General features: G+C 55.7%; 10 protein-coding genes. 7 read left to right on the forward strand and 3 right to left on the reverse strand.

Annotation, left to right across the window (positions count from 1 at the left end):
* Positions 1–21 precede the first annotated feature (21 nt).
* The 6 genes from tig to queG all read left to right on the forward strand — a co-directional run bounded on the left by tig (position 22) and on the right by queG (position 6,661).
* Positions 22–1,407, forward strand: a complete 1,386-nt coding sequence (gene tig / locus GC165_09495; GenBank protein MBI1333100.1) for a trigger factor — start codon at positions 22–24, stop codon at positions 1,405–1,407.
* Between the two features lie 147 nt (positions 1,408–1,554).
* A complete protein-coding gene (locus tag GC165_09500; GenBank protein MBI1333101.1) occupies positions 1,555–2,046 on the forward strand; it encodes a helix-turn-helix domain-containing protein in 492 nt (163 codons plus the stop codon).
* 82 nt (positions 2,047–2,128) lie between these two features.
* The gene (locus GC165_09505; protein ID MBI1333102.1) at positions 2,129–4,021 is read left to right on the forward strand and encodes a hypothetical protein; all 1,893 of its coding nucleotides are present in this window, start codon (positions 2,129–2,131) and stop codon (positions 4,019–4,021) included.
* Between the two features lie 236 nt (positions 4,022–4,257).
* A complete protein-coding gene (locus tag GC165_09510; GenBank protein MBI1333103.1) occupies positions 4,258–4,902 on the forward strand; it encodes a hypothetical protein in 645 nt (214 codons plus the stop codon).
* Positions 4,827–5,726, forward strand: a complete 900-nt coding sequence (rsmA, locus tag GC165_09515; protein ID MBI1333104.1) for a ribosomal RNA small subunit methyltransferase A — start codon at positions 4,827–4,829, stop codon at positions 5,724–5,726. Before GC165_09510 ends, rsmA begins: the two co-directional genes overlap by 76 nt.
* Positions 5,681–6,661 carry a tRNA epoxyqueuosine(34) reductase QueG gene (gene queG, locus GC165_09520; GenBank protein ID MBI1333105.1) on the forward strand — a complete coding sequence of 327 codons (981 nt, stop codon included), beginning with the start codon at positions 5,681–5,683 and terminating at the stop codon, positions 6,659–6,661. The genes rsmA and queG overlap by 46 nt, the downstream gene beginning before the upstream one ends.
* On the opposite strand, the gene GC165_09525 is transcribed toward queG, so the two are convergent.
* Positions 6,630–8,144: a glycosyltransferase gene (locus GC165_09525; protein ID MBI1333106.1), complete on the reverse strand. Its 1,515-nt coding sequence runs from the start codon at positions 8,142–8,144 to the stop codon at positions 6,630–6,632. The genes queG and GC165_09525 overlap by 32 nt on opposite strands.
* 79 nt (positions 8,145–8,223) lie before the next feature.
* Between GC165_09525 and GC165_09530 the strand changes: the two genes are divergently transcribed.
* Positions 8,224–8,970, forward strand: a complete 747-nt coding sequence (locus GC165_09530) for a hypothetical protein (GenBank protein ID MBI1333107.1) — start codon at positions 8,224–8,226, stop codon at positions 8,968–8,970.
* Here the strand turns inward: GC165_09530 and GC165_09535 are convergent.
* Positions 8,967–10,019: a response regulator gene (locus tag GC165_09535; GenBank protein ID MBI1333108.1), complete on the reverse strand. Its 1,053-nt coding sequence runs from the start codon at positions 10,017–10,019 to the stop codon at positions 8,967–8,969. The two genes, GC165_09530 and GC165_09535, sit on opposite strands and share 4 nt — an antisense overlap.
* Positions 10,016–12,442, reverse strand: a complete 2,427-nt coding sequence (locus GC165_09540; protein ID MBI1333109.1) for a response regulator — start codon at positions 12,440–12,442, stop codon at positions 10,016–10,018. Before GC165_09540 ends, GC165_09535 begins: the two co-directional genes overlap by 4 nt.
* Positions 12,443–12,493 lie beyond the last annotated feature (51 nt).

Raw genomic sequence — 12,493 nt, forward strand, 5'->3', positions numbered from 1 at the left:
GCTGATAGCGCATTTATTGCCATGCAAGTAACTCGAGAAGATTTGAATCCCTGTACCGTGCGATTGAGCATCGTTTGCTCAACGGAACAGGTCGCCGACGCCTTCGACCGGGCCCTGAAGACCATTACCAAGGAAGTCCGATTGCCGGGATTCCGCCCTGGCCATGCTCCGAAGCACATGGTTGAAAAGCTGGTCAACGAGCGAGATCTCTATAATCAGGCCGCCGACGAATTGGTTCGCCGCACCTTCCAGAAAGCAGTTGAATCCGAGAAGATTCAGCCCGATCCGGGCGTTCGCCCGTCGATCGAAATGCAGGAACTGGATCGCGACGCCAAGAAGGCAACCTACTCGGCCAAGATTCCGCTTCCCCCTCAGATCGAATTGGTTGAATATAAGGGTCTGGCCGCCACTCGTCCGCCCGTCGGCGTGACCGATGATGAAGTCGAATTTCAGATTACCGAGCTCCGCAAGAAGCAGGGAAGCCGTGAGGCCGTCACCGACCGAACCGCCCAGGAAGGCGACTACGCGGTGGTCAACATCAAGCCTGAAGGCGAATCGAGCGACGGCAAGAATTTCATGGTCGTGCTTGGACAGTCGTTCCCGGATCTCGACAAGGCTCTGACCGGCATGACAGCCGAAGAGATGAAGAGCGTGGATCTCGACGTTCCGGACACCTTCAGCGACAAGGGGCTGGCGGGCAAGAAGATCAAAGCCCAGGTGACCCTCAACTCGCTCAGTGCGATCAAGTTGCCGGAGTTGGACGAAGAGTTCGCCAAATCGGTTCAGACAGACTCGGTGGAGGACCTGAAGGTCCGAATGCGAGACAGCATTGTCGCCGCCAAAGAGCAGATGGTGCGAGACATGCTCCAGGACCAGCTTCTGGAGGACCTGCGAACCAAGTCGAAGATTCAGGTGAGCGACAACATGTGGGAAGCGCTTGCCAACCAGCGGCTGGGCGAAATTCAGCAGCAGCAGGCTCAGCAGGGCAAGTCTCTTGAGCAATATGCGCAAGAGAACGGCATGACCCTCGAAGACTTCGTGAAGGCTTGGCATGAGCAGGCCAAGCTCCATGTAGAGCGAGCGATGGTCGTGCGAGAAATCTTCGCCAAAGAGAAGCTTCAGATTACGAATGAAGAACTGAATAACGAGCTGTTCTTTATGTCGCAGGAGTTCCAGATCGATCCGATGGAACTTCTTGAGTACATGCGCAAGAACGATTCGCTTCAGGAGTTGCACTTCCGCTCGATCTCGCGCAAGGTGACCAACTTCCTCATCGACAACGCAGAGGTTAGCGAAGAAGCCGCCGACACCAAGCCAGCAAAGGCAACCAAGGCGAAGAAGGAAGCTGCGGCTGACGCCGAACCGGCCGCCGAAAAACCTAAGAAGGCTCCAGCCAAGAAGAAGTAGGCAACAAATTGCCCGAGCTAGTTGGCTCGGGCTTTTTTGTGCCTGAAGTGTTCAATATATAAAAATCTATCAAGAATTTGGAATTCGTCGTATACTTGGGAGACCGTGGAGGCCCTTCTGAGTGAATCGAAACAGTGGAAAGCAGTCATGCACCCGCTTCGAATGGCGATTCTGAAGACTTTGGGCGCCAATGAACTAACTAACCAGGAGATCGCGAATGAACTTGGGGTGGCGGCAGGCAAACTCCACTTCCATACTCGGAAGCTGCTCGATGCCGGTCTGATCGAGCTTGCGGGCACCCGCCAGGACGGTCCGCGAACAGAGAAGCTTTATCGACGTACGTTACGGTCGAACTTCCGCATTCCGCAGGTGGAGGACGGAAGCGCGCCACCGCTCCGACACTACATTCAGAACGCCCTTGCGATGTACGAGCAGACGTGGTTGGACTTCGGCGAAAAGGGATTCTCGCAGTACGGTTTTCACCAGGTGTACTACGTGTCCCCCAAGACCTTTGCCGAGCTTCAGGCCGGGGTGATCGAGCTGATGCGCAAAATCGAGGCCGAGAGCATCGAGGACGAGCAGGAGGACACGATGTTTGTTTCGTTGGCCGCGCTCCTGCACGAACTTCCTGCCCGGTGAACTTTGCCTGGCAAATATAACAGGCATTGAGTGTTTCTGCCGCCGGTGGTAGAATTTCGCACCAACCGTTCTGGGGGATTTCTTGCTCAGTCTGTCATTTGTTTTCGCGCTTATCACTAGCCAATCACACCCTCCGGTCGAGCATCGGGGCAAACTGGGGACCTGGTACTGGTCGTCACCTGGAGGCGAGGCGCCATCGGACGACGATGACGCGGGGCAAGAGGTACCGATCCTGGAGAAGGTTGGCGACCCTTACGTGCGGTTGCCACAACGGACTTACTCGGTCCCGGCAAGAGTTCGGCTGTCGTCGCTGACCAGCGTTCAGGTGAACGTCGATGCGCAGGGGCACAACGTCGTGGGCGACGCCGCGAATGAGCCCTCGCTGGCAGTCGATCCGACGAATCGGAACCACATCGCGGTGGGTTGGCGGCAGTTCGACACCGTCACCTCTAACTTCCGTCAAGCCGGCAACGGGTACTCGCTCGATGGCGGAATGTCGTGGAATCCGCACCAGGTTTTCACGCCCGGCACCTTCCGAAGCGATCCAGTTTTGGTTCCCGATGCCAACGGTACGTTTTACTACAACAGCCTACAACAGACCTTTTACACCGACGTCTTTACATCGACGAACGCGGGTCTCGATTACCAATTGGTTGGCCCGGCGAAGGGCGGTGACAAACAGTGGATGACTTGCGACCGGTCGAAGAGCATTGGGCGCGGATTCCTCTACGAGCACTGGAGCACGGCGGGAAACAACTACAACGGGCGACAGTTCAGCCGATCCGTCGATGGTGGCACCACGTGGATGAACCCGATTAACATTCCCGGCTCGCCGATCTGGGGCACGCTCGACGTTGCGGCGAATGGCGACCTGTACCTTTGTGGTCTCTCAAACGGCAATTTTCGATTCAACCGGTCAGTGAACGCGCGCAACGCATCTGTGACTCCAACGTTCGACCGTTCGGTGACGGTCAACCTCGGAGGGGCAATCATTTACGGCTCAACCATCAACCCGGACGGCTTGATGGGGCAGGCATGGATCGCATGCGACAAGACGAATGGACCGTATGCGGGCAATATCTATATGGTGTGTTCGGTGGGTGTGGATACCGCTAATCCATGCCAAGTGAATTTCGTCAAGAGCAGCGACGGCGGCCTGACGTGGACGACTCCACGAACTCTCAACACCGACACCCCCAATGTCGGAGCGAGCCACTGGTTTGGAACTCTGGCCGTGGCTCCGAGTGGGCGCATCGACGTTTGTTGGTTCGATAACCGAGCCAACCCTGCTATTTCTAATTCGGCTCTGTACATCACCTCCAGCTACGATGGCGGTGCGACTTGGACGCCCGAGGTGCAAGCCTCACCAAGCTTCAACCCTAACATCGGTTACCCTAACCAGAACAAGATGGGCGACTATCTTGGAATGGTTTCAGATGGGCAAGGAGCAAACATTGCCTATGCAGCGACCTTTAACGGCGAAGAAGACATTTGGTTCCTGCGAGTGCCGGATGACATCGCCATGCCGACCAACGCTACCGCCATTGCTCCAAGCCCGGGCAAGGTCAAGAGCGGGAGTCTGAGCGACGTTTGGAGCCCGGATGGCAATAGTTACACGATGCTCTCGGCTTCGGATCGAAAGTTCGGCAACATCGCTGCGGCCGAGACTTACTTCGTGCTTCCCACCACCGACGTGGGGAGTATCAAGGTGAAGGTTCGGGGAACGACGACTCGCTCGACTCGGCTGATCGTGTGGCTTTGGAACTGGCAGAAGCAGATATGGGAAGGAAAGCAGACGGCAGACTGGACGGGCGGAAGTGTGAACAATACGACGATCACGTTTGGACCAGGTGTGAATCCGTACGTTTATGGAAATGGGACCGTGCGGTGCCTCGTTCAATCGGTCGATCCTGCTGGCCTCACGCCGTCCCAATTCACGGTCCAATACGATCAAATCCAGTTGCTGTTTGGGTAGGTCATAGTGGGGTGGAAAACCACCTCATGGTGGCGTTTTCGAACATAATTTGGCGGAAATTTGTCCGTTTTGGGTGAATTCAATTGAACCTAGGTCTGATTGCCCTGAGATCGCTACTGGGGTAGACCGATATCAATACTTCGTGTCACAATAACACGTTTCGTCATTATTGTTTGTTTGAGGAAGGTCAAATGAACACCCGAGTGCGTAGCCAAGCTAATAGGAGGTGACCCCGAATGCGCAACTACTCCCATAAGGTGAGTGCAACAATTTTGGCTCTTACGTTCGCAATCGTCGCGAACGCCGGGGGCAGAAAGGATGAAGTAACCAAAACGGTTACTGAAACGTCAGCGATCAAGGCCGACGTTGTTTACGAATTCAGCCGATCGGTTGGAATCGGTCGTATCGTCAAGGCCAAAGATGGCAAAGACGGTTCCATTACCAAGGTCTACAAAGTGACCAAGAAAGACGGAAAGGTCGTCAACAAGGACCTCGTTCGAATCGAAAAAATCGAAGCCGAAAACACCGTCTACCACATCGGAAAAGGTGGATACCAATCCAGTCGTGGAATTTCGTCGTTTAAGAAAGTCAAGGTCTTGAAGATGCAGGCAACGGCCTATGAGCCCGGTCCTTCATCCAACGGAAGATGGGCAGGAAGAACCACGCTTGGCGTGAAACCTGCGTTCGGCATTGTGGCCGTCGATCCCAAGGTTATTCCGTTGGGAACTCTGCTCTACGTTGAAGGTTATGGATTTGCCTACGCCGCCGACACCGGTGGCGCGATCAAGGGCAACCGTATTGACCTCTGCTTCACCACCCAAGCCCAGTGCAATCAATTCGGGCGAAAAGCCGTTACGGTTCACGTCCTGTCTTCCCGGTGAACCTAGCAGACCGCGGAGAGCTTGTCGGCTTTCTCCGCAAGCATGGACTAAAGGCCGACAAAAGTTTGGGGCAGCACTTCTTGTGCGCCCCAAACGTCGTTAAGGCCATCGTTTCCGCTGCCGAACCATTCCAAGGCTGTTTAGAAATCGGCCCTGGTCCCGGAATTCTCACCTCATTTCTCGATCGCCACGCCGAGGCGATGACGGCGATCGAGTTCGACGAACGGATGCTCCCGCTTTTGGCCGACTCGGCACCGACCTGTCAGGTGATTCACGGCGACGCTCTTAAAGTCGATCTGGAACCCGTCTTGATGGCGCTGCCCGAGCCCCGCGTGTTGGTGAGCAACATGCCGTACTACATTACGGGGCCGCTGATCGCGAAGTTCTCCGAGGTTCGACACCTGCTTTCGGGTTTGGTCCTGATGATGCAGAAAGAGGTGGGGGAAAAGATCATCGCCCAACCCAGCAACCGCGAACGGGGTTCGCTTTCGGTTAACGTCCAAGCCCAATTCCACGTCAGCCAAGTGGTGAAGGCTCCTTCGGGGTGCTTCATGCCGCCGCCCAAGGTGGATAGCGTGGTGCTGAAGTTTGTGCCTCGGGCCGACGAATTTCCTGAGGCTTTCCCCAAGGTCGTCAAGGCGGGTTTTATGCAGCCCCGCAAGACTCTGCTCAACAATCTTGGCGCGACCTTTCGCCAGGACCGATCGGCGGTTGCAGCGGTTCTTGCCGAGCATGACTTTCCCGAAACCGCTCGGGCGTTCGAGCTGACCGAAAGCCAATGGATCGACTTGGCCACGAGTATCATGAAGCTCGGATGGCCCTGATCGATGCGACACTAGCCAAGCAGAAAGCGATCGATCTCGGCTTTACGACCGTCGGTGTGACTGCCGCCGAGCCGATTCCCGAAGCAATGGCTACTTACCGAGCATGGCTGGAAGCGGGATATGAGGGCGAGATGGCTTACATGGCCCGTCACGAGGATTTGAAAGCCGACCCAAAGACTCTGCTGCCTTCGGCCCAGTCGGTGGTCGTCGTGACTCTCAACTACTATCAGGACCCGCCCGCTGATGTGAAGATCGCGCGTTATGCCCTCGGTCGGGACTATCACAAGGTTCTTCGGGCGATGCTGAAGGGGCTTCAGACGGAGCTGACGAAGAGCTATCCGGACGCTTCATTTCGTATATGCGTCGATAGCGCACCGATCCTTGAGCGGGCGTACGCCCTTCAGGCGGGGCTCGGCTGGTTTGGCAAGAACACCATGCTCATCGACTCGAAGCGGGGAAGTTGGTTTTTCATCGGCGCGCTCCTGACCTCGATACCGTTCCAACCCGACGAGCCGTCAGTCGGTGGTTGTGGAACCTGCACGAAGTGTATCGATGCTTGCCCGACGGGCGCTATCGTCCGCCTGGGCGAGCGGTGGCAGGTTGATTCGCGTTCCTGCATCAGCTACCAAACCATCGAGAAACGGGGCGAACTCGATCGCGACACCGACGGATGGGTTTTCGGGTGTGACGTCTGCCAGGAAGTGTGTCCGTTCAATCAGCCGCGGAGCAGTCAGCCGCTTCGCGCTGTGACGACGACAAACGTTGGTTTTCTCGACCGCCGCCCTATACCGAAAGCCGAGGTCCTTGCCGAGATCGGCGAAGACCAATGGGATGGCCTGACGCAAGGCTCCGCCATGCGTCGAACAGGCTATGAAGGTTTGAAGCGGAACGCTCGGGCGGCGCTTAGGCCATTACCCGGCCAGCGCGGCGAGTAACCGCCTTCTCGTAAAGCTCGATGTAGCGCTTGGCGCTGTTTCGCCAACCGAAGTCCTGCTTCATGGCTTTCAGCGTCATGTTTCGCCAGCCAGCCGTGCCGTAGAGGTCTTTGGCGCGTTGAACTGCCTCGACCATCTCCTTGCGAGATCGCTGATTGAACACGAAGCCATTGACTCGGTCCTGCACAGTGTCTTTGAGACCGCCAGTGGCGCGCACGATCGGCAGAGTGCCATAGCGCATCGCGATCAACTGACCAAGGCCGCATGGCTCAAACGACGACGGCATGAGGAACGCATCGCAACCCGAATAGATGTGCTGGGCGAGAACCTCGTCAAACGCGTTGAGGAACCGGAACTGGTTGGGATAGCTCTTCTCAATAAAGCGGAAACCTTCGATGATGGCGGGGTCGCCAAGACCTTGTACAACGAGTTGGATCGGCATCTCGAAGAGGTCGTGAGCGGCGCTTAGCAACAGGTCGAAGCCCTTCTGGCTGGAGATGCGACTGATCATGCCGATCAGCGGCGCTCCTTCGATGGGTTCCAACCCAAGTTCGCGCATCAGTTCTTCGCGGCACGCCTGTTTGCAGTCTAGCGATTCCGCTGAGTAGTTGGCGAAGATTCGCGAATCCGTCTTGGGGTTCCAAACATCATAATCCAGGCCGTTCAGGACGCCGAATAGGCGGTCGTTTTCAGCCAAGTAGCGGCTGAGGCCTTCGAGCCCGCAACCGTACTCTTCGGTTTGAATTTCCTGGGCGTAGTTTGGGCTGACGGTGTTGACGATGTCCGAAAACGCCATGCCGGCCTTGAGGAAGTTGACCTGACCCCATGCCTCGACTTGCTCAAAATTATAGAGGTCGTGCGATAGGTCGAGCCAGTCGAGCGACTCGACGCCGAACTCGCCCTGGTAGGCCATGTTGTGAATCGTGAAGACGCTGCCGGTGCGGTCCCAGATCGGGCCCACCTTTTCCTTCAGCATGACGGGCAGGAAGCCCGTGTGCCAGTCGTTTGCGTGGACGACGTTGGGAATCCATTTGATGAGTTCCATCGCCCGAAGAACGGCGGCCACGAAGAAGGCGTGGACTTCGCCGCCGGGCTGATAGAGGCTGGCGCTCGACTTCGACTCGGTAAACCACTCATCGGTCTCGATGAAGTAGTAGATCATTCCCTCGAATTCGAGTTGGTGGAGCGAAGCTTTCTTCGTCCACAGCGGATTCATGGTGACTTGGAAATCTTTGACGACGACCTGGGTCTTCCAGCGAGGATTTTCCGCAATAAGCTGATAGTAGGGAAGAATAACTCGGCAATCGGCGCCCAAGGCTCGAATAGCCTTCGGCAACCCTGCCGCTACATCGGCCAACCCGCCAACCTTGGCGAACGGCGCGACCTCCGCTGATACGTAAAGAACCCTCATTGCGTCAAGCCCGGGCATCAAAGAATGCCACTGAATGAGGTCTTCCATCATAGCTTCCGTAGGCTGCCTCATGTTTTTACCAGATATTTCGATTGCGGGAAGTCGTGCCTAGCATGAAACTATTCCACAGGTGTATGACGTACGACCAGCTATGAAGGGATATATTTGGCTTCTTGCCCCGTTGGCGCTGGTAGGTTGCGGTGATCTTAAAGTTGGTATCAACCTCCATGGGCTAGAGGGCCTAGACCAAAAAAACACGACAGTGGGAAATGGGACAGTCAAGGAAGAAAGTCGAACGGTAGCCGCGTTCGAAAAGGTCGCGGTCGGATCTGCGTTCCAGGTCGAGGCGACAGAAGGGAAGCAAACGCCGCTGACGATCTCGGCTGATAGCAATCTTTTGAGCCACATCAAAACCGAAGTGAGAGACAAAGTTCTTTACGTTGAAATCGATGGCTCTGTTTCGACTAAGCAGCCGATGAAGCTGAAGCTCTCGACGCCGACCCTTAAGGGTTTTGAGGCATCGGGGGCTACAAAGGTCAAAGTTCATCTGGCATCAGCCCACGACTTCGATCTGGGCGACTCTGGCGCATCAGAAGTTTCGGTGGATGGAACTGTTCGCAACCTGACGGCCGATCTTTCGGGTTCGAGTAAAGCCGATATTTCGGGGCGTTCATTCGGGAAAGTCACGCTGACCCTGAGCGGAGCGTCGCAAATGGAACTGGGTGGCCGTGCCGAAGCCCTTAACGCCGATTTGTCGGGTGCGTCGTCTTTGACTGGTGGTCTCAGCGGCAAAAGCGCCCAACTTGAGCTTTCTGGCGCTTCGAATGCTAAGCTCGGAAAGTTTGATGCGATGGCCAAGCAGACGTCGGGGGCGAGTTCCGTGTCCAGCGGTGACTAGGCAACCTGGTTTTCGGGTCGCTCCAGGCACCGCATGAATGCTTCGACGACGTTGGGATCGAACTGAGCTCCCGAGTTTTCGCGGATGGCTTCTAGCGCGGCTTCGGTCGTCCACGCCTGCTTGTAGCTCCGTTCGTGGGTTAGAGCGTCGAAGACGTCGATCACGGCAACGATACGCCCAGATATCGGGATGTCGTTACCTTTCAGCCCACACGGGTAGCCACGGCCGTCCCATCGCTCATGGTGGGAAAACGCAATCTGCTCGGCCATTGCCATCACGGAAGAATTGCTGCCCGAAAGAATCGACGCGCCGATCTCGGTATGTCGTTTCATCATCTCGAATTCCTCGGGAGTTAGCTTGCCCGGCTTGAGGAGTATTTCGTTAGAGATTCCGATCTTGCCGACATCGTAAAGCTGCGCAGCGAGTTGGATGTCGCGGACGAATGCTTCGTCCATTCCCAGTTCGGCGGCGAGAGCCGCCGAGAGAGTCCCGATGCGCTCACGATGGGTCTTGGCGTCTTCTTGAGGACATTCTGAGGGGCTAGCAAGCTTGCCGACAATCTCAAGTTCTTCGCGCTCGCGAAGTCGAAGCCGACTCTTCAACTCGGTTTCCGGCATGTTTCCTTCGACCGCAAGCTTTTTGAGAGCAAGCCTCATGCGGAGCAGGTTTTTGACCCTCATCGCTACTTCGATGGCTTCGAAAGGCTTGGTCAGGAAGTCGTGGGCTCCGAGGTTGATGGATTGTCGCCTGGTGGTGATGGTCGCATCGGCGGTCAGCACCATGATCGGGGTGAAAATCGTTTCTTCGTTTTGTGGCTTCAGCCGCTCAAGAATCTCCAGGCCAGAAATCTTGGGCATTTGGAGATCTAGAGCCAACAGGTCGATTTCGTTGCTGGTGATGTAATCCCAGCCCGCTCGAGGATCGGTGAAGCTGACGACGTTTGAGTAACCCGAGTATTCGAGAATACGCTGCAGCAGCAGAACGTTCGCCGGCTCATCGTCGATGATGCAGATACCGGCTTCAAGAAGATCCGAATCCCGCAGGATCATGCTGCTTTTCTTTCCTCGGAAAAGAGGCTGACCAGACTGTTAACATCAACAGGCTTTGTCACAAATTCGTCGGCTCCGAGGTTCAAAAGCTCCTCGACGACGTGCGGATTGGTCTCTGCGCTCATGATGACGATACGGGTTCCACCGACAGCTTCGTCGCTGCGGAGGCTGCTTAGGACGTCTCGACCGTTGATGTCGGGAAGGTCCAGATCGAGCAGAATCAAGTCTGGTTGGTGGGCACGGGCCATTTCGATGCCAATGCCGCCTTCTTTGGCGCTCAGGAGCGCGACTCCGCTCATTTTCTCGACAACCTTGGAGACATAGCGAAGGTTGACGACGTTATCTTCGACAAGCAGAATTTTGAAGGCGTTTGGATCGATGAATCCGACCTCGCTCGCTTCGTTAGAGTCCTTCGCCTCGGATTCGGACTTGACGATCGACGACTTGCGGAAGTGGATGGCGAAGGTTGAACCTTTGCCGTAGGTGGATTGGACTTCCATGCTGGCACCCATCGCCTCGACGAGGGTCTTCGACAGGGCCAATCCGAGCCCGCTTCCTTCTACCTGCGAGTTATCCGAACCCAGGCGGTCAAACGGCGTAAAGAGGCGGTCGAGATATTGCGATTCGATGCCGATGCCATTGTCGCTGACTTCGAGGATGAGTCCCTCGGCATGGTGATGCGCTCGCACTGTCACGCGGCCGCCAGCCTGGTTGTACTTGATGCCGTTTGAGAGCAGGTTGAGTGCAACTTGCTTCAAGCGTTGACGATCTGACCAAACGTCCGGGCAATTCAGGTCTTCGATCTCTAAGGTGATGCTGTTCTTGGTCGCGATAGGACCCAAGAGGGCGAAGGATTCTTCGATCACTTCGCGCAGGTTCACCTTCTCGACCGAGAGGTTTACCTTTCGGGTTTCGATTCGTGCGATGTCGAGAATGTCGTTGACCAAGTTGAGCAAGTGCCTACCCGCAATGAGGATTTGGCCAACGTTTTCTGCCTGGCGGTCCGAAATGACTTCCATTTCGAGGAGCTGACCGAAGCCGAGGATCGCGTTGAGCGGCGTTCGAAGCTCGTGGCTCATTCGCGAAAGGAATTCGCTCTTTGCCTCGTTGGCTTTCTCGGCTGCCTTCTTCGAAGCCAAAATATGGTCCGTTGCGTGCTTTCGGAGTTCGATATCGTGCGCAGTGACCACAATACCGTTGATTTCCGGTACGTCGGTCATGTTGGAAACCGTCACTTCGTACCAGCGGAATTCGCGATCCTTGTTCTCAAAACGGATTTCGATCGTCGCTTCCTGCATCGAGGTTTCGCGGGCAGCTTCGATGGCTTCCTTGAGGGCCAGCCGATCGTCATGATGGATGAAAAGCCCGATGTCGACGTTGAGGTAGTCGACTTCCTTCCAGCCCAGTTGGCTAGTGATTCGGCCGAGAACGTAGTCTACGGTGCCATTTTCGTCGGTGATCCAAACGATGCGTTGGACCAGACTGCCGATCAAACGTCGCTGTCGATCTCGTCCGCGTCGTCCAGAACGAATCAAAAAGAAGATGATCGTCCAGATACCGGCAATGAGCACAAGCGGAAAATCGAAGGCTTGGCGAGCTTGGGGCAAGTTCCAAATCGTTGAGAGTGGGTAGTCGCTCCAAAGTCGCCAGTCTGAGAACATGTGCGACTGTGCCAACCTTCGAGCCGAAGAGTAAAAATCGTTCGGGACAACCTCACCGTGCATCAGCTTGTCGCGGGTCGCGTCATCCAGGGCGTCCGTTGCACTCTGGGCTATGTACGAAGACGAGTTTGCTTCGACAAGATAGGTGCCTACGGGCAATCGCGAGCGGACCAACGTGGTCGGAATGGTTGACCAAGCGAGTCCAATAATTTTGCCATCGGATGAAATGATTGGCAAGGTCTTGCCGAGACTGCGACCATCGTTGAAGAGCGACATCGAGCCGTACTCCTCAATCGCCTTTGGATTGATGCCGTGGAGGTTGAGATCGGTCAACTGCTTCCAATGGCTCGCCAGGAATTCATCGAAACCGTACGCCTCGAGCGGCTTTTCCGGTCGATCCGTCATGACCGGGATGACGCGATGATCGGAAGGGTCGGTGGATACGAGTCCGTTTCGCTTGTGGTCGAAGAACCAGGCGTGGCCGCCGCTGGTGTTCGGATTATTGACAAAATGGGTTGTGCGCTCGAAGTCGGCATCGAACTGAGCATTTAGCTGAGCTTCGGCGAGACGAAGATTGAGATGAATCTCTTTTCGAGTCTCGTCGCGAAGAAAAAGGACGTTGCCGATGGCCCAGCTAATAACAATAGCCGTAAAAAATGCTCCTATGCCGAGCGGCAATAGGAATACCGTCATATTCGAGCGCAGGAATCGTGCCCAAATCCTTCTGCCAAACGCTCGAAAGTCCTTCGTCCTTGAAACCATTTCGCGCCCCAATAAGGGAGTCCAAGTACTTTATCGGAATCCCAATAGGGC

The organism is Armatimonadota bacterium, assembly GCA_016125185.1.
GTDB lineage: Bacteria > Armatimonadota > Fimbriimonadia > Fimbriimonadales > Fimbriimonadaceae > Fimbriimonas.